Below are 25,286 nucleotides of genomic sequence, written 5' to 3' on the forward strand. Positions count from 1 at the left end.
TTTCCAATTACTTCCCTCGCGCATGATTTTCCGCCGCCTGCTTTTTGCCTGCGCCACCGCCCTGCCCCTGCTGGCTTCTGCTCAAACACCCTTGGGCCAGCCCTCGATTGACGAATCGAAGGTGCAAATCTGGTGCGCCACCGTGCGCTTTGTGTACGACGACGCCGGCCGCCCCAACCTCAAAAGCACCGTGCGCTGCAGCGGCGCCAATCTCAACGCCCTAGCCGCCAGCATTCGCCCCGACAGCTTGCGCGTGTATAGCGTGCTCTACCAGCCCATTGAAGGCCGCGGCAGCATTTACGTCGGCAAAAAAGACAACCAAGCCCGGCTCTCAGCCCTCACCAAGGCCATTATCAGCAAGCTGAAAGGCTCCCCGGCCCGCCGGCGCGACCCCGAGCGCATGGCCCGCGTGGCCGCCCTCGAAACCGCCCTCAACAACTATGTGGTGAGTGGCACGCCCCCCGGCGACGTGCCCGCCGCCATGATGCCCGAAACGGCCGACACCACCGCCACCGCCAGCTCGACCCTAGGCCCCGTAGAAGCCGCCGAAGCCCAGGCCGCCGCCGAGCGCGACGCCGGTGGCACCTTGGCCGCGCAGGCAGTCACTGGCACCGAGAGCTTGCTCAACCGCTTTGCGGCGCCTCTGGCTCTCATTCTGGGCATTCTGAGCCTCGTGCTCTACATCATGCTGCGCGTAACGCTGGGCCACTGGCGCCGCCAGCAGCGCCGCGAAACGCTCACCGCCAAGCAAGCCGCTACCGCAGCCCAGGCCTCCGCAGCGGAAACTCAAGCTGCCGTCGCTGATTCAGCGGCCCGCCTCAAGCGCGCCGAAGCCCTGGTGCTGGCGGCGGCTCCCGCCTCCGGTGCGGCCCCGGCAGCCGCCGCCCCTGACCACCTGAGCCCCGCCCAGCGGCTGGAAGTAGAACGTTTGGTAAGCCAGCGCGTCGACGAAGAGTTGCGGTGGCTGCGGGCCAACCTACCCGAGCTCATTGCTGCTGCCACGACGCAACCCGCTGCTGCCGCCACCGTTGAGGGGTCAGCCGGCAACCACTCGCCTAAAGCGGTGGCTGACGACGTTCAGATGGACTAATACCGCGGGGGCCTCATTCCGCGCATAAAATTTGCTAGTTGGCTTTGCATACCCCGGCGCTTTGTAAGCGGCGCATCCTTGCGTGAGCGGTAATCGGTCCAACCCTATCCTAATCCTTCGTGTTCATGAAAGCTGCCATTCCTTTGTTTGCCGCGCTGGCAGCCATGGCAGCCTGCCGGGCCGGCTCGAAGCCCGAGCGCAACACGCTGCCTAGCAACCAAGCCCTCACCGAAATGACGAGCCCTGAGCGCGGCGAGCCACGTCGCCAGGCTGGGCTTGCCCTCCTTGCCATTCCTCCCGTGAAATACCCTGAATCCCGCAAAGCCAACGTTACCGATACTTATTTTGGCACCGTCGTTCCCGACCCGTACCGCTGGCTCGAAGACCTCGACTCGCCCGAAACCAAGGCCTGGGTTACGGCCCAAAACGAAATCACTTTCGGCTACCTGAACCAGATTTCCTTTCGGGACAAAATTCGGGAGCGCCTCACCAAAATCTGGAATTACGAGCGCTACGGCGTGCCCGAGCAGGTGGGCGAAGAACTGGTGTTCACCAAAAACGACGGCCTGCAAAACCAGGCGGTGGTGTACCGCCAGCGCGGCACCGAGGAGCCCCGGGTGCTGCTCGACCCCAACAAGTTTTCCAAAGACGGCACCACGGCGCTGGCCGGCATGGAGTTCAGCAACGACCACCGCTACCTGGCCTACGCCACCAGCGGCGGCGGCTCTGACTGGCACAAAGTCCGCATCCTTGACCTGCAAACCAACAAGCTGCTGCCCGAAGAATTGAACTGGGTGAAAGTATCGGGCACCTCTTGGACCAAGAAGGGCTTTTACTATAGCCGCTACGATGCTCCTAAAGCCGGCGAGAACAACCTATCGGGCAAAAATGAATACCACAAGGTGTATTTCCACCAGCTGAACACGCCCCAATCGGCCGACAAGCTGGTGTACGAAAACCCCAAAATGGCCCTGGGCTTCCGCATAGCCGGTGCCACCGAAGACGAGCGGTTCCTGAGCCTCTACCTCACCGATGGCAAATCGGACGGCAACCGCCTGCAGGTGCGCGACCTCACCGACCCGAAGCAAGCCGCCACCTGGACCACGCTCATCTCGTCATACGAATTCAACAACACCGTCATCGGCAATGTGGGCGGCGAGGTGCTGGTGTACACCAATTACAAGGCACCCAACTACCGCGTGGTGCGTATCGACCCCAAGAAGCCGCATGAGGCAAATTGGAGCGAGGTACTACCCGAAAGCAAAAACAAGCTCGAAAGCGTGAGCCACGTGGGCGGCCGCCTCGTGGCCGATTACCTGAACGACGCCAGCTCCCAGGTGAAAGTGTACTCCGACCAGGGCCAGTTTCAGCACGACGTAAAGCTGCCCGCCATCGGCACGGCCAGTGGCTTCGGCGGCCGGCGTACCGACAAGGTGGTGTACTACGCCTTCACCTCCTTCGCCTACCCCACCACGATTTACAAATACGACCTGGCCACCAACACCAGCACCGTACTCCGGGCGCCAAAAGTGGACGTGAACCCGCAGGATTACGTGACCACCCAAGTGTTTTACCCCAGCAAGGACGGCACGAAGATTCCCATGTTCATCGTGCACAAAAAAGGGGTGACGCGCAACGGCAAGAACCCGACCTACCTCTACGCCTATGGCGGCTTCAACGTGTCCCTAACGCCCGGCTTCTCGGTGGCGCGCATGCTGTGGCTCGAAAATGGCGGCATTCTGGCCATTCCCAACCTGCGCGGCGGCGGCGAATACGGCGAAGCCTGGCACCAGGCCGGCATGACACCCAACAAGCAAAACGTGTTCGACGACTTTATAGCCGCCGCCGAATACCTCAAGACCAACCAGTACACCGACTACAACCACCTGGCCATTGCTGGCGGCTCCAACGGCGGCCTGCTGGTGGGTGCTACCATGAACCAACGCCCCGACCTCTGCAAAGTGGCCCTGCCTGCCGTGGGCGTCATGGACATGCTGCGCTACCAGAAATTCACCATCGGCTGGAACTGGGCCCCCGAGTACGGCACCTCCGACAACGAGGCGCAGTTCAAAAACCTGCTGGCCTTCTCCCCCCTGCACAACCTCAAGCCCAAAACCAGCTACCCCGCCACCATGGTCACCACCGCCGACCACGACGACCGAGTGGTACCCGCGCACTCCTTCAAGTTCGCCGCTGCACTGCAGGCCGCCAACGACGGCCCCAACCCCACCCTAATCCGCGTAGACGTAAATGCCGGTCACGGCGCCGGCAAAAGCACTCAGTTGCAAATAGCCGAGTGGGCCGACGTGTGGAGCTTCTGCTACGCCAACATGGGCGTAACGCCTGCAGTGCAGTAAATCTTCTTTGCAATGGAGGCGTTCGTGCGTCTCACACTGTTTTTTTTGATAAAATTAATTTATGGAATTAGGAATCAGCTCCTTCGGGGAAGTAGCCCCAGCCCACGTAGCCGGCAGCGACCGCGGCGCGGCCCAACGCATGCAGGAACTCCTGGCCCTGGCCAAGCTGGCCGATGAAGTGGGGCTCGACGTGCTGGCCTTGGGCGAACACCACCGCTCCGATTTCATCATCTCATCCCCGGAAGTCATCCTCGCGGCGGTAGCAGCCATCACCAAGCGCATTCGGCTTTCCAGCGCCGTCACGGTGCTAAGCTCTGCTGACCCCGTGCGCACCTTCCAGAACTTTGCCACCGTGGATTTGATATCTAACGGCCGCGCCGAGATATTAGCCGGGCGGGGCTCCTTCATTGAATCCTATCCCTTGTTCGGCTACGACCTCAACGACTACGACGAGCTGTTTGTCGAGAAGCTGAGTTTGCTGCTGAAAATCAATGCCAGCGAAGTAGTTTCCTGGCAGGGCAAGCACCGCGCCGCCATCGCGGCCCAGGGCGTGTACCCGCGCCCAGTGCAGCCTAAGCTCCCAGTCTGGATTGGCATAGGTGGTACGCCGGCTTCGGCGGTGCGGGCGGGCAAGCTAGGCTTGCCGCTCACTATTGCCATCCTCGGCGGAGCGCCCGAGCGCTATGTGCCCTTCGCGGAGCTGTACCGCGAATCGGCCCAGCAAGCCGGCCACGATGCTGCTCAACTGCCGCTTTGCCTCAACTGCCACTTCCACATAGCAGACACGTCTAAACAAGCGGCCGACGAATTCTTTCCGCCCTATTCGCAACTCATGAACCGCATTGGCCGCGAGCGCGGCTGGTCGCCCATGGACCGTCGCCACTTTGACTTCCTGTGCGGGCCCGAGGGGCCGCTGTTTGTGGGCGCGCCCCAGGAAATCACCGATAAGCTGCTGAACCTACACAGCTTCTTCCACAACACACGCTTCCTGGCCCAGTTGGTGCTGGAAGGCATTCCGCACCAGAGTGTGCTGCGCTCCATTGAGCTATTTGGCACCCAAGTGGCCCCCGCTGTACGCGCGGCGCTAGGCATTCAGCAAGCAAATCTCACCCCCTCCGAACCAACCCAAGCTTAAATATTGCCAAAGCAAAAGGCCGCCGAAGCAATGCTTCGGCGGCCTTTTCAGTTCTTGCTGCTAGCTACTAGTAGCGGTACAAATCCGACTTGAACGGACCTTCTACCGGCACTTTAATGTAGTCGGCCTGCTTGGTCGTCAGCTCGTCCAGCTCCACGCCAATTTTGGCGAGGTGCAGACGTGCTACTTTCTCGTCCAAATGCTTGGGCAGGGTGTACACTTGGTTTTCGTACTGGCTGGCGTTCTGCCACAGCTCTAGCTGAGCCAGGGTCTGGTTGGTGAACGAGTTTGACATCACGAAAGAAGGGTGGCCGGTGGCGCAGCCCAGGTTCACGAGGCGGCCTTCAGCCAGAATGATTACTTCTTTGCCCTCGATGGTGTAGATGTCAACCTGGGGCTTCACCGTGTCTTTGGTGTGGCCGTAGTTGCCGTTCAGCCACGCCATGTCAATCTCATCGTCGAAGTGGCCGATGTTGCAGACAATGGCTTTGTCTTTCAGGCTGCGGAAATGCTCCTCGGTGAGGATGTCGCAGTTGCCGGTAGCCGTCACCACGATGTCGGCTTCCTTCACGGCGTTCACTAGCTTCTTCACAGCGTAGCCGTCCATGGCGGCCTGCAGGGCGCAGATGGGGTCAATTTCGGTCACGATTACGCGGGCACCCGCGCCGCTCAGTGAGGCAGCAGTGCCTTTTCCTACGTCGCCGTAGCCGGCTACTACCGCAATTTTGCCGGCCATCATCACGTCAGTAGCCCGACGGATAGCGTCCACAGCCGACTCTTTGCAGCCGTACTTGTTGTCAAACTTCGATTTCGTTACCGAGTCGTTTACGTTGATGGCAGGGAACGACAGCGTGCCGTTCTTCACCCGCTCGTACAGGCGCAGCACACCGGTGGTAGTCTCTTCCGAAACACCTTTGATGCCAGCGGCGAGCTCGGGGTACTTGTCCAGCACCATGTTAGTCAGGTCACCGCCATCGTCCAGAATCATGTTCAGCGGCTGACGGTCTTCACCGAAGAACAGCGTCTGCTCGATGCACCAGTTGAACTCCTCTTCGTTCATGCCCTTCCAGGCATACACCGGGATGCCGGCGGCGGCAATGGCCGCAGCAGCGTGGTCCTGGGTCGAGAAGATGTTGCACGACGACCACGTCACCTCCGCGCCCAGCGCCTTGAGGGTTTCGATGAGCACCGCAGTCTGGATGGTCATGTGCAGGCAGCCGGCAATGCGCGCGCCTTTGAACGGCTGGGCAGCACCAAACTCCTCGCGCAGGCTCATCAAGCCGGGCATTTCGGCCTCGGCCAAACGGATTTCCTTACGGCCCCACTCGGCCAGGCTCATGTCCTTTACTTTGTACGGAACGTACGTTTTCGTCGTGGTTTCCACCATGATGCAGGTTAGTTGATTAGTATCGGGGTCTAACTACAAAGATACTCGTTTTGTTCAAGGATGACGACGCGAAAAAGCCTGCACCGGTTGGATGCAGGCTTTAGAAAGGATGGCGCTTTATTAAGCGCTTCGCCAAAATTTAATTATTGCTGATAATAACGGCCTGAATCTGCTGCGCCGTGGGCACACCTGAACCAGCAATTCCTCGCACCACCACCGTGTAGATTTTCCCGGCCTCAAAGTTTCTAGTACCCGTACCTGAACCCGTGCCTTCGCCCACCGCTACCACTTGGGTGCGGGGCGCTCCGGTGTTGTATACCGCAAGGTTAAGCGGCCCGGCATTTACAGCAACAAACGGCGAAGCGGCACCAAAGGCAACATCGGTGGTCAAATCGTTTGGGGCGCCCGTGGGCGTGGCCGGTGGAATCGATAGCCGCACTGGCGAAGTTGCGCTTACGCCCAAGTGTACAAGGCGCACTTTTGCGGTACCTAAAGCGGGAACTGTCAGGTCATCGATAACGGTGAGCAAATTCACACTGCCAACAGTGGCAGTAGGCGAGAAAGCAAAGACTGAATAGTTCTGGTCTTTGGCGACTGTCAGAGGTTGTGTTGCAACTTGCTGCGCGCCATTGTTGATGCGCAACGTAGGTGTGCCGGCATTCACGTTCAAGTAAGAGCTAGTCTGGCCATAATTGAGCTGGCCTACCTGCTGGTCGTTTACAAATGCAGTAACCTGGGTATTGGCGGCCGCTGCAGCGTGCGAAATCAGTACCCGGCCTTGGTCAGGGGCCGGCGCGGCCGGTACGTCGTCTTTACTGCATGCGGTCAGCAACAGAGTAGCCGGTAGAAGAGCCTGGAAGGCACGGCGAAGCATGAAGGATGTTTCCATAAAGAATCTCGACTTAAGGATGAAACCTGCCAACCAAAAACGCCCGGCCGGCCCGGCCTGAACGTACAACAAGCCTGCTTTGTTGGCTATCAAAGAAGAAAGCCAAGGAGCCAGCCTTGCCCTTGCGGCCTCTATTGCCCGTCTATCTTTGCGCTATGCCTGAAAACCTCCAACAGCCCATGCTCACCCGGAAGCTACGCGGCGCGGCTATCGCAGCCCTGCTTTTTTCTTCTGTTGCATCCGTTCAGGCACAGAAAAGTCCGGCTACTATCCGCTTAAGTCCTGAGGACGCTGAGCGCGGGCTCAACGGCCATCAACACAATTTCGATTTTCTGCCTCCCGGCCAGAGTGGCAGCCAATATCAGAGCGCTGGTTTTTTCGGCCAAAAGCTCCGGCCCTATCTGGCCGGTAATGCCGAGGCCTTGGCTTACCTGAACAAATACCGCCGCCAAAAAGCCATTTTCCTTATTGACCGGGTCGTGGCGGTGGGCGCTTTTGGCTTGTACGGCCAGCAGATTTTTGCCAACGGCGAGGCGCAATACTTTAATAGCACCCAAAAAGTAGCCATCGGAGTATTCGCCACAAGTGTATTGGCCACTCTTTTTATCAATCGTAACACCAATAGCTACATGCAGCGTGCCGTTTCGGCGTACAACTCCGGCGTTGCTCAGAGCGGTTTTTGGCCCCGCTTAAAACCCACTTCTGTGGGCCTCGGAACCTCGCCCATGGGGCGGCCGCTGCTGGCTTTGCGCTGGGCCGTGCGCTAAAGGCTCCGTTTCATCGTATACGTTTATCCATGGAATACCCTTTGCCCGAAGCGGCCAGGCGCTACGTGGCCGCGCATCTGCACGACGACCCCGCCCACCTGGCCCTTCAAGCCCGCCGCCACCCCGGCCTGCCCGTTCCCGAGCTGGTACGCCAAATTCAGGCCCGCCAAAAGGCCCGCACCAAGCTGCCCGAATGGGCCGACAACCCCGAGCTGATTTTCCCCCCGGCTTTATCCGTCGAGCAAGCATCGTCGGCCCGCACCGCCGCTTTCAAGGCGAACCTGGTTGACGGCGAACGGCTGGCCGACCTCACCGGCGGTTTCGGGGCCGACACGGCCCATTTTGCCGCCCGGGTGGGTCAGGTTGATTATGTGGAGCGCGACCCCAAGTTGGCTGCTATTGTCACCTACAACCTGGCGCAGTTGGGCGTACACAATGTGGCGGTGCATGCCGAAGACGCGCTGGCGTTTCTCAAAAGCACCCCGCATCACTACGACTGGCTTTACCTCGACCCCGCCCGGCGCGATACGGCCGCCCGCAAAATCTTTTTACTGCGCGACTGCGAGCCCGATGTAGTGAAGTTGCTGCCCCTGCTGCTGCACAAAGCCGACAAGGTTCTTCTCAAGACCTCGCCCATGCTCGACATTGAGCACGCCGTCCAGGGCCTCGGCCACGTGCGCCGCCTGTGGGTGCTGGCCGTCGACAACGAGGTGAAGGAAGTGCTGTACGAGCTGGGCCAGGAGCCTGCCGTCGACCCCGAGCGCTACGCCATCAACCTGCGCCGCGACGGCACGCAGCAGGAGTTTCGGCTCAACCGCGCCCGCGAAGCCCGGGCCACGCCCCGCTACGCCGAAGCCCAGCAGTTTCTCTACGAGCCCAATGCCGCCGTGCTCAAAGCGGGTGCCTTCCGTAGCATCGGCACCGCCTTTGAGCTCTTGAAGCTGCATCAGCACAGCCACCTCTATACTTCCGACGTGCTACGGGCCGATTTCCCGGGGCGCATCTTTCGGGTGCGGGCCGTAGAAAAAGCCGACGGCGCTGCGCTCAAAGCCTACCTGGGCCCCGAGGCCAGGGCGCACGTTACCACGCGCAACTTCCCCGAATCGGTGGCTGACTTCCGGCGCCACACGGGCATCCGCGAGGGAGGCGAGCTTTACCTCTTCGCTACTACCGACCTGCGGGGCCGCCCGGTGGTGCTGGTGTGCGAAAAGATGCAAGCGCCGGTGATAGGCATTGCTTAAACTTAGTTTCGGATAAATGCTTTGTGTAAAAGGGGCCTGCTTTAGCGCAGGTCTCTTTCATTAACCCTCGTGCAATGCGATTTACAGATAAAGTGTGCCTGGTTACGGGCGGAACCTCCGGCATTGGCCGTGCTACCTGCGTGCGACTAGGCGCAGAAGGAGCCACGGTAGTGGCACTGGGGCGCGACCCAGCCGATGGCGCCGAGACCGTCGACATCATCACCAAGAACGGCGGCAAGGCCATTTTCCTGGCCTGTGACCTGGCCGATTCCCAGGCAATAGCCGATACCGTGCACGAAGTAATAACCAAGTACCACCGGGTAGACGTGCTGGTGTGCGACGCCGCCATGATGACCTTTGAGCCACTCGCAGACCTACCGCTGGAAAAATGGGATACATTGATGCTGGTTAATCTTCGTTCGCTGGCGCAGCTCACCCAACTGTGCTTGCCGCACATGCCAAAAGGCAGCGCTATTGTGGCCATCAGCTCCGTGCATGCCCACCAAACCACTGCCGGCGTGGTACCCTACGCCACCAGCAAGGGCGCCATGGAAGCGTTTGTAAGGGGAATGAGCCGCGAACTCGACTTTCGGAAAACCCGCATCAACGCCGTAGCACCTGGCGCCGTGGACACTCCCATGCTCTGGAACAACCCCAATGTGAAAAACGGCAACGAAACCATTGACAAAGCAACAGTAGGCAAACCCGAAGAATTGGCTGCAGCTATTGCCTTCATGGCCTCTCATGAAGCCAGTTTCATTCACGGCACCACGCTTACTGTAGACGGCGGTCGCCTGGCCCAACTATAGCCGATTTTTTGTCCTAAAATTTATTCTTGCGCAGGGTTGGCAATGGTTGCCCTTGAACGTTACGAGGTTCTCTCATCGCATTTGCAGTGGTTGGTAGCTTGTATTTCCGTAGTTTTGCAGCGCAACCCCCTATCCAATACGGCTCGGGCGGCTGCCATTCTCTTTTCTCTTTGCACTTTTCGCGCTTTCAATGCCCTATCTGTTCACTTCCGAATCGGTTTCGGAAGGCCATCCCGATAAAGTCGCTGACCAGATTTCCGACGCCATCCTCGACGAGTACCTCCGCCAGGACCCTACCGCCAAAGTTGCCTGTGAGACCCTTGTAACGACGGACTTCGCCCTTGTTGCCGGCGAAATAAAGTCTACTGCTCACGTTGATGCCGAGCCGATTATTCGCGAAACCATCCGCCGCATCGGCTACGACAAGCCCGAATACCTGTTCAACGCCGAAACCTGTGAGGTGATGAACCGCCTGCACGAGCAGTCGCCGGATATCAACCAGGGCGTGGAACGCGCCAAGGACGAAGACCAGGGCGCCGGCGACCAGGGCATGATGTTCGGCTACGCCAGCCACGAAACGGCAAACTACATGCCGCTGGCCCTGGACCTGTCGCACCGTCTGCTGCAGGAGCTGGCGGCCATCCGCCGCGAAGGCCGCGACATGACCTACCTGCGCCCCGACGCCAAAAGCCAGGTCACGATTCGCTACTCCGACGACCACCGTCCCGAAGCCATCGACACCATCGTTATCAGCACCCAGCACGACGAGTTCGACGCCTCGGAGAATGTGATGCTCGACCAGATTAAAGCCGATGTGCTTTCCATCCTCATCCCCCGCGTGAAAGCCGGGCTGAGCGCCGATGCCCAGGGCCTGTTCACTGACCAGATTATCTACCATATCAACCCTACTGGCAAGTTTGTCATCGGCGGTCCCCACGGCGACTCCGGCCTCACTGGCCGCAAAATCATTGTGGATACCTACGGCGGCAAGGGTGCGCACGGCGGCGGAGCTTTCTCGGGCAAGGACTCTTCCAAAGTAGACCGCTCGGCGGCTTACGCAGCTCGCCACATTGCCAAAAACCTGGTGGCGGCCGGCGTAGCCGACCAGGTGCTGGTGCAAGTAGCCTACGCCATTGGCGTAGCGCAACCCGTGGGAGTATTCGTGACTACCTACGGCACCACCAAAGCCAAAGGCAGCACCGGAGCAACCCTCACCGATGGTGAAATTGCTGAGAAGGTAAACAAGCTGTTTGACTTGCGTCCTTATGCCATTGTGCAGCGCTTCGGCCTGCAGAACCCCATTTTCGGCCAGACAGCAGCGTACGGCCACATGGGCCGTCAGCCCGGCACCGTACAAACCACCATGAAAGATGGCAGCGTAAAGACCTTCGAAACCTTTACCTGGGAGAAGTTGGATTACGTGCCTCAGATTAAAACTGAATTCGCCCTCTAAGCCGCGCTTCGGTCTAGACCGGAAAGATTGAAAAAGGCCCCGTTTGCTTCGAAGCAAACGGGGCCTTTTCTATTACTATGCTCTAGCGTGATGCACGCTACACTTTGTAGCTGAGGGTCTTCTCTTTGTACCGGGTAATCTGGCGACGCAGGCTCTCGGCGGCGGCATCGGCGGCGGCTTCAAACGAAGCGGCATCTTCTTGGCTGAAGAGCGTACTGCCGGGCACAAGCAGCTTTATTTCCACGGTTTTGTTGTCAATTCCATCCTTGTTATTGAGGCGCATAATAACCTCGCCACCGGTTACCTTATCATAAAAAGTCTCGAGCTTATTGAGTCGTTGCTGCACGAAGTCAAGCAATTTTTTGTCGGCGTCGAAGTGCACCGAATGCATCTGTACTTTCATAAAGCAGTTGGTTAAAAGGTAAAAGGATAAACAAAATCAAGCCCGTGGGTGGGCCTGTTCAAATACGGATTTCAGCCTGTCGACGGACAGGTGCGTGTACACCTGCGTAGCTGCCAAGCTGGCGTGGCCCAACAGCTCTTTAATGGAGTTGAGGTCGGCTCCTTTGCCCAGCAAATGCGTTGCAAATGCATGGCGCAGGGCGTGAGGGTGTTGCTGAGCTTTCGAGGTGGTAATCTGGCTTAGGTAGCGCTGCACCGTCCGGTACACAAATTTCTCATACATGGGCTCGCCTTTGTCGGTAAGCAACAGGGGGCCCGCCGTGGCACCAAACTCCTGCGCCCGCTGCAATTGGTACTGTTCTATCACCAGCTTCAGCGAAGGATTCAGTGGGACAAGACGTTGCTTATTGCCCTTGCCGGTGACGCGCACCGTGCCAGCGCCCAAGCTCACGTCTTCTGCATGAATGCCAATGAGCTCTGATAAACGAATGCCGGTACCATACAGCATTTCCAACACCAGCTGGTCGCGCCGGCCGGCAAAGTCGTCCCCAAACTCAAAGGAGTTTAACAGCCCATTCAGTGCTTCCTCGGGCACAAACTCGGGCAGCTTCTTGGCCATTTTCGGCGCCTTGATGCGCAGCATGGGGTTAGCTGCGATGCTTCCGGTGCGCAACAAAAACTTGTAGTAGGAGCGCAGGCAAGCCACTTTGCGGTTCACGGTACGCGGGTCCAGGTTTTGCTCCATCAGCTCCACCACCCAACCGCGAATCAGCGGGTGCGTGGCCTGCGCCGGGTCGGTCAGCTCAAAGGCCGACTTCAGATAAGCTGCAAACTGCCCCAGGTCCGTTTGATAGGAAGTCACTGTGTGCGGACTGTAGCGCCGCTCAAAGCGTAAGTAATCAAAAAAAGCATCCATACCAACACCAAAAATGCCCAGCGTTCGGGCCGGGCATCCAATGTACTAGTTTTTTATTTTCCAGCAAATAAACCACTGCTGTATGGACGCGAAAAAACCGGCCGGCTTGCTTATAAAGCAAACCAGCCGGTTTTTACAATACTAACGGTACCCGAAGTTTCGGACTATTCGTTGGGCTGACCGTAGGTGGCGAGCTTGTAAACAGCCTTCTGCTTCATTTTACGCTCCGTGATGCTGGGCTTCTGGAAGAAGGTACGGCGACGCAGCTCTTTCAGCACGCCAGTGCGCTCAAACTTCTTTTTAAAGCGCTTCAGGGCGCGGTCAACCGATTCGTTGTCTTTGATTTGAATGATAATCATATCAGGGAATGAGGGAGATTTTCAGGAGGGGAGCCGAGTAAATCGGGCCGCAAAGATAAGTAGAAAAGTTTAAGATTCCGAACACTCTAACTATTTAAGAACGTCATGCTGAGCGGAGTCAATGACTTTCTAGAGCTTTGCCGACACAGCGCCTGCCCTGATGAGGCACGGAGCATTTTACCACTGAAGAAGAGTTAACCCTTGCGTTGGTAAATGGCTTCGTGCCTCAGCTATGCAAGGTTACTTCAGCAATGCTCGGGCGATTACCAGCTTCTGAATTTCGCTAGTGCCTTCGCCGATGGTGCACAACTTAGCATCGCGGTAGTATTTCTCTGCCGGATAGTCTTTGGTGTAGCCATAACCACCGAAAATCTGGACACCCTCGTTGGCAACGCGTACACATACTTCGGACGCGTAGAGCTTAGCCATTGCCGATTCCAGGTTCACGTTCAAGCCACGGTCCTTCATGTCGGCGGCCCGGTACGTGAGTTGGCTTGCCGCCTCAATTTCGGTGGCCATGTCTGCTAGTTTGAAGGCAATCCCCTGAAAGCTGCTGATGGGCTGATTGAATTGGTAGCGCTCTTTGCTGTACTGCGTGGCAGCTTCGAAAGCACCCTGAGCAATGCCCAGGCTCAAGGCCGCGATGCTGATGCGGCCGCCGTCGAGCACCTTCAACGACTGCACAAAGCCGTCGCCCACCTTGCCAATCACGTTCTCCTTAGGCACTTTGCAGTCGGTAAAAATCAACTCGGTGGTCTCCGAAGCCCGCATGCCGAGCTTATCTTCCTTGCGGCCGGCTTCAAAGCCCGGCGTGCCGCGCTCAATAATGAAAGCCGTCATGCCGTGCGAGTCGCCAACTTCGCCGGTGCGCACAATAACCACGGCCACGTTGCCAGATTTGCCGTGCGTAATGAAGTTTTTCGCGCCGTTAATAATATAATAATCCCCGCTCTCATCGAGCACGGCTGTGGTGCGCATGTTGCCAGCGTCGGAGCCGGTATTCGGCTCGGTAAGGCCCCAGGCACCAATCCATTCGCCCGAAGCAAGCTTGGGCAGGTACTTCTGCTTTTGCTCTTCGGAAGCATGTTGCAGGATGTGGCCAGTGCATAGCGAGTTGTGCGCCGCCATGCTCAGGCCAATGCTGCCGTCAATCTTGGCTAGCTCGGCAATGGCTGTCACGTACTCCATGTAGCCAAAGCCAGAACCGCCGTACTGCTGGGGTACTAGCACGCCCATAAGGCCCAGTTCGCCGAGCTTGTGAAATACGTCGATGGGAAACTCCTGGCTCTCATCCCATTTCATCATATTGGGCTTGATGTGCTGGGCGCCAAAATCGCGCACCATTTGCGCAATCATGGTTTGGTTTTCAGTGGCTACGGCTTCCATGTAGGGGTTAATAGTGGTGGGATTTGAGAAAAGTAGAGTGAAGTATGACCATAACCACTAACTGTTGGTTTTGGCTCCGCGAAAGTACGATTTAAGCAGTTGAAAAGACAGGAGGGCTGCCCTTCGTAACAAGCTGTAGTTGAATGGGCACGCCAAAAGAGTTACTTTTGAGGCTTTTTGAAGAGAATATGGCTTGCAAGGTCATTTTTTCATTTTTTCTATTCGCCCTTCTTCCAATTGGCCTTCATGCCGACCTCCTTTCTTCGTAGCCTTGGGCGGCTGTGGCTGCTAGCGCTGCCCGCCATGCTGCTCTTTTCTTCGTGTGCCAGCACAAAGTATTATAATCAGCGCACCCTGTTTCGCCTTACCGACAGCCAGGGCAGGCAGTTGGACAGCACCAAATTACGCATCGCAGTGAACCGCTCGGAACGTAATTATGTCATTCAACCCAATGACTTTTTGGAAGTACGGGTGAACACGAACAAAGGAGAACGTATCCTCGACCCTAATGGAGAGTTGCAATTTGGCCAGCCTGCTGGTGGCATCCCAAGCCGTGGCGCGGCCCCGGCCGGGGCCGCGCGTGGCCCTGTTCGCAACACGGGCCAAGGCGCCGGCGCTTCATCGGGTGGCTCTGAGTTTTTGGTGCAGGCAGATGGCGTTGTGAAACTCCCAATGGTGAATATGGTGCGCGTGAGCGGACTGACCCTTTTGGAGGCTGACAGCGTGTTAGCAGGACTTTACAACGAGTTCTACAAAGAAGCCTTCGTGACCACTCGAGTGACCAACAATCGGGTAATTGTATTGGGAGCTACTGGTGGCCAAGTTGTTGCTTTGACCAATGACAACATGAACCTCCTTGAAGTATTAGCATTGGCAGGTGGGGTAGACGGCAACGGTGGCGGTGGTGCTGGTTTATATCGCAACGGTGGCAGAGCCAACAACATTCGTATTATTCGGGGCAACTTGAAAAACCCTCGCGTTCAGCAAATTGATTTATCAACGCTGGACGGCATGCGTCGGGCCAATCTTCAAGTAGAGCCGAATGACATTGTCTATGTAGAGCCCATTCGCCGCCCACTTCTTGACGCATTAGTTGACATAGGCCCTATAATTAGTTTATCGTCCATTTTACTTACTACTACGTTCTTTATTATCAGCCAAGTAAGAAGGTAATATGCCTGTAGCATAAATACTCTTTAATTATTTATCTAGCCTAAATTTGGCGCTATCACCACAATGGCCATAAACGAGAATACCGAATTAGAAGAACTCATCCGTAATGCGACCGGCGGAAGTGCGGCTCCTCCGGAGACTCCCGCCTCCAGCGGGGCCGACCCTGAGGATGACTCGGCCAGTTTGGATATATCTACTCTCGTGCTAGTAGCTCGACGTAGCTTATTGTGGCTGATTTTGCTGATTGCGTTAGGACTCACAGCTTCGTGGTTGTATTTACGCTACACCAAACCCGTTTATAAGTCACAGTCGCTGCTCAAAATAGACGAGCGGAACGAAGGCAGTGCGTTAGGGTTAGCCGGACAAATGGCCCCCGCTGCAGCTGATAAAGGACGAGGAGGCAAGTTGGCAGGTGAGGTAGAAGTAATTAAATCCAATATCATTTATCGGCGGTTGAAGGACTCTCTGGCCTTAGATGTTAATTACTATGTGCAGGGTACAGTGCTCGAGGCCGAGCTATACGGCACCTCGCCTTTCAAGGTGATTTACAAAATCACTGACCCGTCGCTCTACAATCGAAAGTTCGATTTAAGATTTATCAATAAACAGCGCTTTATCCTTGAATTCATGGGTCAGGGACGACCTACAAGCGGTGAGTATGCACTGGGACAAACAATTGATTTATCGGGCATTACGCTGCAGATAGTTGGTACACCAGCACTTAAGGGCGATGTGCAGGACGAAAATTATCACTTTACAATTCTGAGTGATGGCGCCGTTAACCAGTATCTGGATAAAAACCTGGCGGTGGAAATAGTCAATCCGGAGGCAAATACCATCCAGATATCGTTCAACGACTTTAACCCTACCAAGGCGCAGGATATCGTCAATAAAATTGACTCTTTGTATTTGGTGGAGAAGGTGACGCGCAAGAATGAAGCGACACGTAATCAGCTCAAATTTCTGGACCAAATCCTGGATGAGAACGGTCAAAATCTAGAACGGGCCGAGGACCGGCTCCAAAGCTTTGTTCAGAAAACCGGTACTTACGATACGAGAGCAGAGTTGGAGGCCATTTCTGGCAAAATGGAGAAGCTCGAAGCAGAACGGCTCAAACTCACCGACAAGATGATTTTGCTGACCGAAATAGAGGTGATGGCTCGCCAGGACCGCCTGACTCGTGACGAAACCCAAACCGTGGAGCAAAGCATGCCGGCCATTGTAGGCATTGAAGATGCGCAACTACTTCAGCAGCTCAACGAACTCAATAACCTGCAGTGGAACTTGCGGCGCATCTCGCGTTCCTACACCGACAAAACCGAAACCGTACAACGGACCAAGGCCGATATTGAATATGCCCGGACGGCTGTGAGTCGCTTACTCCGCCAAAGTCAAAAACTGCTACGCAACGAGCTTAGCCGACTTGACCAGCAGCGAAACCGCCTTAACGGCGACTTGCAAAGCCTTCCTGCTAAAGGCACCGAACTGGCCCGACTCCAGCGCCCTATGGGCCTGTACGATAAGTTTTTTCTGCAGTTAATGGACCGAAAAGTTCAGTTTAATATTGAACAAGCCGGTACCACTGCTGACTTTCAAATCCTTTCGCCGGCTTCGCCTCCTTCTGCGCCTATCTCTCCTAATCGGCTTATTGTGTATGCTTCGGGCTTGGCGGGAGGGTTGCTGCTTGGCTTAGGATTGATTGCAGTGCGCTACTTCATGCATAATACTATCACTAATGTGCGGGAGCTAGAGCGTAATACCAAAGCATCGGTATTAGGCATCATACCGACCTATGATAAAGAGAAAATGGAGGTGTCACGCCTAGTTGTGGACAAAAACCCAAAGTCTGCTATATCGGAGTCGATTCGCTCCATTCGAACAAACCTGGACTTCATCAGCTCTGCGAAGAAGAAGCGGATGATTTCCGTTACATCAACCATATCCGGGGAAGGCAAAACGTTTGTGACCGTGAATTTGGGTGGTATCATCGCTCTTTCGGGTCAGCGGGTGGTTATCCTCGACTTGGACATGCGCAAGCCTAAAGTCAACCTTGCTTTTGGCGCCCAGAACGTGAAAGGAGTAAGCACTATTCTCATCGAGCGGCATAGCGTTCAGGAATGTATACAACCCACTTCTATCGAGTCTATGCAGTTTATTTCGGCAGGCCCAACTCCTCCAAATCCGTCGGAGTTGATTCTGAGTGATAAGTTCGACCAGATGATTCAGGAGTTGTACCTGACTTACGATGTTATCCTGATTGATACGCCTCCAGTGGGATTGGTTACAGATGGCATCTTGATAATGCGCAAAGCTGATATTCCGCTATACATTGTGCGCGCGGAGTATTCCCGCAAGGCATTTATCAAGAACATGAACCGACTTATGCGCAGCAACAATTTGACGCGCATGTGCACCATTCTCAACGATGCTAGTGCACGCGGCTCTGGGTACGGCTACGGTTATGGCTACGGGTACGGCTACGGCGCTTATGGCGGTTATGGGCAGGGGTATTACGAAGAGCCAGAGGCTAGGCCGCTCACCTTCGGTGAAAAGCTGAAGAAGTTTTTCAACTGATTCATTTATGGCTTCGCTTCTGCAACGGCTTTTTGGGGGTAAGCCGGCGGCACCGGCAATTTTGCCCTCTTTAGCAGGGTTGGAAGCCGACATGCATTCGCACTTATTGCCAGGCCTTGACGATGGTGCTGAGACCGTGGAGCACTCGCTAGACCTGCTGCGCGCCCTTCGCGGTATGGGACTTCGCAAGTTGATAATGACGCCCCACATCATGGGCGACTTTTATAAAAACACCCCCGAAGGAGTGCGGGCAGCCTTGCAGGTATTGCGCGAAGCCGCCGCGACGGCCGGCTTGGGGGATGTGGTTCTTGAGTGCGCAGCCGAATATTACCTTGATGAGTTTCTGGGCCGGAAGCTAGTCGATGGCACCGAAATGCTCACGTTCGGGGGCGAAAAGCGTTATCTGCTTTTTGAGACTTCGTACATGAACGAGCCACTCAATCTGTTCGAAATCATCTTTGAACTCAAGGCCCAAGGATACACCCCAGTGTTGGCGCATCCGGAGCGTTACACGTACTTATATGGCCGCTTTGCCGAAATCGAAGCAATGCGGCGCGACTACGGTGTGCTGCTGCAACTCAACTTGAACTCGCTCGCTGGGTATTATTCGCCAGCAGCTAAAAAGGTCGCCGAAGAGCTGATTGATAGAGAGCTAGTTGATTTTGTGGGCACCGACACACATCATTTGCGACACACCGAAACCTTGCTCCATCGAACGCTGCCCCAGCCTTACATGCAGAAGCTGTTGCAACTGCCGCTGCTGAACAAAACGCTTTGAGCCGATGGTGGTTAATTGCTGGAGGCACTAATCATGTTTTGTGAAAAGTGGCCATTCCGCAAAACTTGCCATTAACCTCCGCTTTATTCTATGATATTCGTTACTGGCGGCACTGGCCTGATTGGCTCTTTCTTGTTGCAGGGTCTTCGGGCAAGGGGGCTGGCGGTGCGGGCTTTGCACCGAGGCGCTATCCCTGACGACGCAGCTCCCGGCGTAGAGTGGCTAACTGGCGACTTGCTCGATACTGACTTGCTGCGGGCGGCCCTCACCCCCGACGTGACGCATGTTTTTCATTGCGCGGGCTTGGTTTCCTACGCCCCCCAGGACGAGGATTTGCTGTTGAATGTGAACGTGCAGGGAACGGCTGCAGTCGTTGATGCCTGCCTGGAGCACCCGGGGATTCGACTGGCGCACGTCTCGTCGGTGGCTGCGTTAGGCGGCCCAACGGCGGGAAGTACTGCCGGTCCCGGCGGCGTGTTTACGGTGACGGAGAAAAGTGCCTGGGACCTGGGTGCGGCCCACCCAGCTTATGCGACCTCCAAGTACTTGGGCGAGCTGGAGGTGTGGCGTGGGGTGGCGGAGGGCTTATCGGCTGTCATTGTTAACCCATCGGTGGTGCTGGGGCCGGGCAACTGGCACCGTAGCAGTACCCGGCTGTTGCGCTATGCGCACCAGCAGCACCGCTTTTACACCCGTGGGCTAGTGAATTTTGTGGATGTGCGCGATGTAGTGGCGCACCTTATTGCCCTCACGCTCGACCAGCCCGCCCTAAGCGGCGAGCGCTACATAGTGAGCGCCGAAGCCGTGCCGCTGGCCGATTTTTTCCAGCAGGCGGCGGCGGCCATGCACCGCCGGGCCCCGAGTGTGGCAGTGCCCGACTGGGCTGCCGAAATCATCTGGCGTTTGGAGCACGCCCGGGCAATACTTACCGGTGCCCGGCCTCTAATCACGAAAGACACGGCCCGTGCCGGTCGCCAGCCAGTTGTGTACGCGCACGCTAAAGTACAAAGTGCTACTGGCCTAGGATTCCGGCCGTTAGCTGAGACATTGGCGTGGTGTGCGGCCAAATTAACGGCAAATACAACCGTCTCGCCAGCGGTTATCGTATCTTAGCAACATCCGGATTGCACGGTTTTAGCTAAGATTTGTTATTATTGATAGAGAACTGATAAAGTGGAGTGGAACGGCGATTAAGTGCGATGCGGCGACCAAAACCAGCTGTTGCATTGGGCCGCCCACAAAACCAGATTAATCCACTTACTTAACTGCGGTTTTATGCGCATGAACGAACATTTTGAAAACCACCGGGCCGTGTTGGATGTCGTGCGTCGTTTTGAGCGCATGGTGGCCCAGCAAGAGCCTGTTTTCTTCGACTTGGAGGACTTTGAGAACATCATCGACCACTACGTCACGAATGCAGAATTTGACAAAGCCCTGCAAGCTTGCGAGGCGGCCCTTGGCCAGTACCCTTTTTCAACCGAACTACTCATTGACCGCGCCCAGGTAACGGCCATGCGCGGCGACTATACCGAAGCCGAGCGCCAGATTGACGAAGTAGCGGCGCTTGACCCGACCAACGCCGACGTGGCCGTGACGAGGGGCATCATCAGCACGCAGCGGGGCGAGTTTGCCCAGGCGGTTGAGTTTTTCCGGGCTGGCCTGGAGCAGGAACCCGAGCGCGAAGACATTCACTTTAACCTCGGGCTGGCCTTTCAGAGCTGGCAGAAATTCAAAAGCGCGGCCAAGCACTACAAGCAAAGCCTGCGCCTCAACCCCGACAATGAGACCGGCGTACAGGAACTCCTGCACTGCCTGGATATTACCGGACGGCTGGAGGAGCACGAGGAGTTCTTTAAAGGATTCACGGACGACGACCCGTATTCTGCCACCGCTTGGTACAACCTGGGGCAGTACTGGTATCGCCGCGAGGACTTTACCAAAGCCGCTGAGGCGTTCGATTACGCCGTGGTAATCAGCCCCGATTTCCACGATGCCCACCACTGGCTGGCCGACACTTTCGTGTGCCAGCAGGAGTACAAGAAAGCCATTCTGGAGTTCGAACTGGCTTACCCGGCCGGCGAGCCGACGGACGAGGCCCTCTGTAACATTGGCGAGTGCTACGAGAAGCTGCGCGAGTGGGAGCCTGCCCGTCGCTACTACCGTCAGGCCCTCGAGATTAATCCTGAGATGGACGAAGCTTGGTTTGGGCAGGGCGTGTTGCTGCAGGAGCAGGGCCGTTGGTTTGAGGCCATCCACTACTTCCGCAAGGCCACCGAGCTCTATGCCGAGAGCGGCGAGTACTGGTCGGCACTGGGGGCAGCTGAGAACCAAGTTGGCAACGTAGTAAGTGCCCTTGAATCGTACGAGAAAGCCACCGAAGTAGCTCCTGATGATGTGCAGGGCTGGGTGAACTGGAGCGCTATCCTCTACGAGCAAGGACACTTTTCCGAAGCCGTAGACTTGGTGCGCCATGCCGTGAACCTGCACCCTCACGAAGCGCATTTTCACTACATGCTGTGCGCTTACCTGCTGGCCGATGGCCGCCTGCGTGAAGCCTATGCTACGCTCGAAACGGCTTTGACGCTGAACTACGAGCAACATGTGTTGCTGTTCGACTATTTTCCTGCTCTGCGCGAACAGCCGGGTCTGAAGAAGTTAATTGAGCAGTTCCGAAAATAGAAAAAGCGCGTTGACAGTGGCAATTTCCCCATAAACTAGCGCTTGGACCACAACAGCAACCGAATGACTTATTTTTGCAACCGCCTGCGCCTACGCAGGCGGTTTTTTTTGTCATTTTACGGGTGGCAAATCCATCCGCAAAAATTCAGCCAGCACATTTCATAGCTAATTAATGAATTACGACCTCTCTCAACTGCCGGAGCGCACTCCCAAACCCCGCGAGCAAGGCTACACCATGGTGATGGACAAGGGCATGAGCCTGCGCGAAGTAGAAGACTTCCTGGAAGTGGGCGGCGCCTATACCGATGTGGTGAAGCTGGGCTGGGCCACCTCCTACGTGGTGCCCAACCTCAAGCGCAAGCTTGAAATCTACCGGGCTGCCAACATTCCTGTGTACTTCGGAGGCACATTGTTTGAGGCGTTTATTATTCGCAACCAATTCGACGATTATCGCCGCCTGCTGGACACTTACGGCATGGAGTACGCTGAAGTATCAGACGGTAGCATCGACCTCGCTCATGAACGCAAATGCGAGTACATCCGCGAATTGACCAAGGCTGTACGCGTGCTGAGCGAGGTGGGCTCGAAAGACGCTGAGAAAATCATTCCGCCTTACAAGTGGATTGCGCAGATGGAAACCGAATTGGAGGCCGGTGCCATCAAGGTGATTGGCGAGGCCCGCGAAGGTGGCAATGTGGGCCTGTTTCGCAGCACCGGCGAGGTGCGCTCGGGTCTGGTAGAAGAAATTCTGACCAAGATTCCTTCGGAGAAGATTTTGTGGGAAGCTCCGCAAAAGGCCCAGCAAGTATGGTTCATCAAGCTGCTGGGCGCCAACGTGAACCTGGGCAATATTGCCCCCAACGAAGTGGTAAGCCTTGAGACCATCCGCTTGGGCTTGCGCGGCGATACCTTCTCGCACTTCCTCGACATGGATGCCGTGGACCCTATGTTCCACCCAGCAGCAAAGACGGGTAAGCCAGGCACGTCCATGCCCCGCGGTTAGGACAATCAGCACCTCGGCAAGAATTAGCATAGATTGCATTACTCGCCATTAGCTACAAAAAAAGCCGGCTCCCTCACGGAAGCCGGCTTTTTTATGTGCCGCAGGAAGCAATTTATTACTTCTGCACTTTGAGGTTTTGAACCTCGCCGTTGGGCAATACCAAGCGTACCATGTAGAGGCCACCTTTCAAGTCGTTTAGGCCATTTACGGCTGCATCGGTGCTGCCGGCTATAATCTCGATTTGCTGCTGGCTAACTACGCGGCCCGTCATGTCTGTGATGCTTACGCGGCCTTGGCCACTCACCGGCGACTGCACAGTTAAGTACAGTTTGTCAGCGTTACCCAAAGGGTTGGGGTAAGCCGTCAGAGCTGCGGCAAGCGCTTTGCCTTCAAAGCTGACCGAACGGGGTCCAAAAAATGCTTCCTTACCATCTAAGTCTACTTGACGAAGGCGATAATAACGCTGACCAGCTTTGTTCTCTTCGGTATCGATATAGCTGTAATTACGTAGGCGGGTGCTGTTGGGCGCCTCGCTGGCTACGAAGCCGATGGTACGAAACTGCTTGCCGTCGGTAGACACTTGCACATAAAACCCTTTGTTGTTGAGCTCAATGGCCGTGTCCCACGTCAGCAGAACGTTGGTGCCGGTGCGCTTGGCATCGAAAGCAGTGAGTGTAACGGGCAACGGATTCGTGCGGTCGCCAAGGGTGAAAGTAGCGAATACTGTCACATTGTTTTTGGTCAGGATGTTGGCAGTCTGGTCGAGGGCGTCGCTGCCCAATGCGCCAAACTGGTTGCCGCCGCTTGTCGATACGAACAGGGCCAGGTTAGGCTCAGCAATTGAGCCGTTGCCTTGTGGACCTAGGTTAATCAACTCAGCGTCACGGTAGCGGAAGGTAAGGTCAGCCAACAAGCCGCCCACGGCAGATTCATTGGAAGGACGCACTCCAAAGATGCGACGTATGCCGAAGCGTTCAGTTCGCAGAGGCCCTGCAAGCGGCGTATAGCTTTCCGCAGTGTTACGTGTTACGCGAACGTTGCCAGGGTTATTAGGTCCTTTGAAATTGATTGTCATTCCCATGTTTCCATAGGTGCGGGGACGAATCTGCCCAGTAACTGGGTCAAGCTCATTGACTCGCACATCGCTGCGCACGGTTTCCATAAAACCACGGACATAGGCTGTTTCGCTTTCGCCAACCAATTGCGCACCGTTAGGAGCTAAGACGCTACGTTCACCTAGGTTAATTACATTTTCAAGGGGCCGGCTGACATCCGTGCTAAGAATTCCGCCATTGGGCGCAAATCGCAATTCAGCATCAATATTCATGATGCCAGTTAGCGCTTTTCTACCGCCGCCAGATATTTCTACTGATGTAAAATTGCCACCCGAAATTTGTGAATTACCAGGGCTGGAAAACTCTATAACTGAAGCCAACGTCGGGGTACCTGTGCGTTGGATAAACGTGTCGAACCGATTAAAAAAGCTACCACTAACTATAAATCGGCCAGTAATTAACCGAAGAATAGAGCGCTCCGCTTGCGATGACCCTTGCAAATCCAAATTGCGGGCCCTTGCCGGACCAGTGGCGGCAGTAGCCCTGATGTTCGGAGCGAGGTTGGGAGCACCACTTAGGTAGTTAGGCACAATCACGTTGGTATTATTAGTTGGCACCGAACGCAAACTCCAGTTCCGACCGTCAAACCAGTCGTCGCTTCTCAAACCTTCCCAAGTGTTTGTGGGAAAAGGAACGCCTGTAGTCACAAATCTTGCCGTGTAACCGCCTGTTCTTGGGTCCGTAATTACACCAACAAAGCTGGTGTTTGTAAATAAGTCAGCCTCGAACGATACTGTGATGGTGTATTCACCTGCGCCAAAGCCCGCAAGAGTCGCAATTAGGTTGCGCAGTGCTGTCGCATTAGAAAAAACGCGCGAAGTGCCGTTTGGTTGGCTCGTAGGTGTGCCAAGTTGTACAAGGGCAATGTTGGAGGGGGCAAAGTTTATTACCGAGGTATTTCCCGGTTGCACGGGCTTTTGAATTCGATATACCAAACGAGGGTTCTGAATGTCGTCACCAGTACGCTCGAAGGTTGTCACGTTGCCGCCATTCAGCGTTAGCTCTCCATTGTTAATATCGTAACTACCCAGGTTTGTGCCTTGGAAGAGAGGCGCGGTGCCCGAACTTCCCCCATAAATAGTGTTGGGCGTTAGTTCACCAACCGTGTTGATGAAGATATTACTGTTGGTAAGTCCAGTAGGTGTAACGGGAGTACCTGTAACGGTGAAAGTGGCAGCACGGAAGGCATCAGCAGTGATAGGGTCATTTGGAGTGCTTACCTCGAATCTTGCCTGTATCCGGTAACTACCACTGGCTGTCACCAAGGCAATCAAGCTCCGCGAAGCATTATCCAAACGGTATGTATAAACTCGATTATTCGACGAGACTGCAGTCCGTGTCAGCGAAATAGCTTCAAAAGGGGCTACTGTGTTTAAGGCCGCATCTTGGATACGAAAACGAAGAACTACATCATTTGGCGCATTAGCAGCCTGATTATTAATTGCTTCAAAGACGACCTCACCACCGTTGAGTAATAAGGTGCTGGGAGAATTAATGTCGAAACTGCCAAGGTTCGCATTATTGAAATTCGGCGTTATTGCCGAACTACCACCGAAAGTGGTGTTTACAGTAGGATTTCCTCTGCCTATGAAATAATTACTTGAAGTAATGTTTTGCGCCTGAGCCGTCTGTGACGCGCCCAGCCCGACAAACAACGCAAAGAGCGGAATGAGGGAGGCTAAAAAGTTACGCTGTCGCAACAGCTTCTGAGTAAAAGTTAAAGGTCGCATAAAGACGAAAATTGAAGGAAAAGAAGAGAGAAACGCACAATTA

The 25,286-nt window shown here is 55.7% G+C and carries 20 protein-coding genes; 13 read left to right on the forward strand and 7 right to left on the reverse strand.

Annotated elements, in window-relative coordinates:
- The first annotated feature begins 22 nt into the window (after positions 1-22).
- The 3 genes from BMZ66_RS07125 (at position 23) to BMZ66_RS07135 (ending at position 4,582) form a co-directional block, all read left to right on the forward strand.
- Complete coding sequence (locus BMZ66_RS07125) at positions 23-1,090, forward strand: hypothetical protein (protein ID WP_092670573.1); 1,068 nt, start codon at positions 23-25, stop codon at positions 1,088-1,090.
- Positions 1,091-1,215: 125 nt separating this feature from the next.
- Complete coding sequence (locus BMZ66_RS07130) at positions 1,216-3,447, forward strand: prolyl oligopeptidase family serine peptidase (RefSeq protein WP_177204633.1); 2,232 nt, start codon at positions 1,216-1,218, stop codon at positions 3,445-3,447.
- Positions 3,448-3,508: 61 nt separating this feature from the next.
- The gene (locus BMZ66_RS07135) at positions 3,509-4,582 is read left to right on the forward strand and encodes an LLM class flavin-dependent oxidoreductase (RefSeq protein WP_092670575.1); all 1,074 of its coding nucleotides are present in this window, start codon (positions 3,509-3,511) and stop codon (positions 4,580-4,582) included.
- Positions 4,583-4,649: 67 nt separating this feature from the next.
- Here BMZ66_RS07135 and ahcY read toward each other — a convergent pair whose 3' ends face one another.
- Positions 4,650-5,969, reverse strand: a complete 1,320-nt coding sequence (gene ahcY, locus BMZ66_RS07140) for an adenosylhomocysteinase (RefSeq protein WP_092670577.1) — start codon at positions 5,967-5,969, stop codon at positions 4,650-4,652.
- Positions 5,970-6,108: 139 nt separating this feature from the next.
- A complete protein-coding gene (locus BMZ66_RS07145; RefSeq protein ID WP_092670579.1) occupies positions 6,109-6,858 on the reverse strand; it encodes a DUF4397 domain-containing protein in 750 nt (249 codons plus the stop codon).
- A gap of 155 nt (positions 6,859-7,013) precedes the next feature.
- On the opposite strand from BMZ66_RS07145, the gene BMZ66_RS07150 reads away from it, so the two are divergent.
- From BMZ66_RS07150 to metK, 4 genes are all read left to right on the forward strand, one after another.
- The gene (locus BMZ66_RS07150) at positions 7,014-7,625 is read left to right on the forward strand and encodes a hypothetical protein (RefSeq protein ID WP_092670581.1); all 612 of its coding nucleotides are present in this window, start codon (positions 7,014-7,016) and stop codon (positions 7,623-7,625) included.
- A 29-nt stretch (positions 7,626-7,654) separates the two neighbouring features.
- Complete coding sequence (locus BMZ66_RS07155) at positions 7,655-8,866, forward strand: class I SAM-dependent methyltransferase (RefSeq protein ID WP_092670583.1); 1,212 nt, start codon at positions 7,655-7,657, stop codon at positions 8,864-8,866.
- Positions 8,867-8,940: 74 nt separating this feature from the next.
- Positions 8,941-9,675, forward strand: coding sequence for an SDR family NAD(P)-dependent oxidoreductase (locus BMZ66_RS07160; protein ID WP_092670585.1), 735 nt, complete (start codon positions 8,941-8,943; stop codon positions 9,673-9,675).
- A gap of 190 nt (positions 9,676-9,865) precedes the next feature.
- The gene (metK, locus tag BMZ66_RS07165) at positions 9,866-11,128 is read left to right on the forward strand and encodes a methionine adenosyltransferase (protein WP_092670587.1); all 1,263 of its coding nucleotides are present in this window, start codon (positions 9,866-9,868) and stop codon (positions 11,126-11,128) included.
- 97 nt (positions 11,129-11,225) lie between these two features.
- Here metK and hpf read toward each other — a convergent pair whose 3' ends face one another.
- From hpf to BMZ66_RS07185, 4 genes are all read right to left on the reverse strand, one after another.
- Positions 11,226-11,531 carry a ribosome hibernation-promoting factor, HPF/YfiA family gene (gene hpf, locus BMZ66_RS07170; RefSeq protein WP_092670589.1) on the reverse strand — a complete coding sequence of 102 codons (306 nt, stop codon included), beginning with the start codon at positions 11,529-11,531 and terminating at the stop codon, positions 11,226-11,228.
- Between the two features lie 36 nt (positions 11,532-11,567).
- The gene (locus BMZ66_RS07175) at positions 11,568-12,446 is read right to left on the reverse strand and encodes a tyrosine-type recombinase/integrase (protein ID WP_092670591.1); all 879 of its coding nucleotides are present in this window, start codon (positions 12,444-12,446) and stop codon (positions 11,568-11,570) included.
- Positions 12,447-12,610: 164 nt separating this feature from the next.
- The gene (rpsU, locus tag BMZ66_RS07180; RefSeq protein WP_035564799.1) at positions 12,611-12,805 is read right to left on the reverse strand and encodes a 30S ribosomal protein S21; all 195 of its coding nucleotides are present in this window, start codon (positions 12,803-12,805) and stop codon (positions 12,611-12,613) included.
- Positions 12,806-13,045: 240 nt separating this feature from the next.
- Positions 13,046-14,191: an acyl-CoA dehydrogenase family protein gene (locus BMZ66_RS07185; protein WP_092670593.1), complete on the reverse strand. Its 1,146-nt coding sequence runs from the start codon at positions 14,189-14,191 to the stop codon at positions 13,046-13,048.
- Positions 14,192-14,368: 177 nt separating this feature from the next.
- Between BMZ66_RS07185 and BMZ66_RS07190 the strand changes: the two genes are divergently transcribed.
- The 6 genes from BMZ66_RS07190 to BMZ66_RS07215 all read left to right on the forward strand — a co-directional run bounded on the left by BMZ66_RS07190 (position 14,369) and on the right by BMZ66_RS07215 (position 22,398).
- The gene (locus BMZ66_RS07190; protein ID WP_143080089.1) at positions 14,369-15,364 is read left to right on the forward strand and encodes a polysaccharide biosynthesis/export family protein; all 996 of its coding nucleotides are present in this window, start codon (positions 14,369-14,371) and stop codon (positions 15,362-15,364) included.
- Positions 15,365-15,427: 63 nt separating this feature from the next.
- Complete coding sequence (locus tag BMZ66_RS07195; protein WP_092670597.1) at positions 15,428-17,938, forward strand: polysaccharide biosynthesis tyrosine autokinase; 2,511 nt, start codon at positions 15,428-15,430, stop codon at positions 17,936-17,938.
- A gap of 79 nt (positions 17,939-18,017) precedes the next feature.
- The gene (locus tag BMZ66_RS07200; protein ID WP_234795013.1) at positions 18,018-18,716 is read left to right on the forward strand and encodes a tyrosine-protein phosphatase; all 699 of its coding nucleotides are present in this window, start codon (positions 18,018-18,020) and stop codon (positions 18,714-18,716) included.
- Between the two features lie 90 nt (positions 18,717-18,806).
- A complete protein-coding gene (locus BMZ66_RS07205) occupies positions 18,807-19,829 on the forward strand; it encodes an NAD-dependent epimerase/dehydratase family protein (RefSeq protein WP_092670601.1) in 1,023 nt (340 codons plus the stop codon).
- A 168-nt stretch (positions 19,830-19,997) separates the two neighbouring features.
- Positions 19,998-21,395, forward strand: coding sequence for a tetratricopeptide repeat protein (locus BMZ66_RS07210; RefSeq protein WP_092672860.1), 1,398 nt, complete (start codon positions 19,998-20,000; stop codon positions 21,393-21,395).
- 172 nt (positions 21,396-21,567) lie between these two features.
- Positions 21,568-22,398 carry a phosphosulfolactate synthase gene (locus BMZ66_RS07215; RefSeq protein ID WP_092670603.1) on the forward strand — a complete coding sequence of 277 codons (831 nt, stop codon included), beginning with the start codon at positions 21,568-21,570 and terminating at the stop codon, positions 22,396-22,398.
- A gap of 115 nt (positions 22,399-22,513) precedes the next feature.
- Here the strand turns inward: BMZ66_RS07215 and BMZ66_RS07220 are convergent, their stop codons facing one another.
- Positions 22,514-25,243: a T9SS type A sorting domain-containing protein gene (locus BMZ66_RS07220; protein ID WP_092670605.1), complete on the reverse strand. Its 2,730-nt coding sequence runs from the start codon at positions 25,241-25,243 to the stop codon at positions 22,514-22,516.
- Positions 25,244-25,286: the final 43 nt, after the last annotated feature.

The organism is Hymenobacter arizonensis, from assembly GCF_900115775.1.
In the GTDB taxonomy this organism is placed as follows: Bacteria; Bacteroidota; Bacteroidia; order Cytophagales; family Hymenobacteraceae; genus Hymenobacter; species Hymenobacter arizonensis.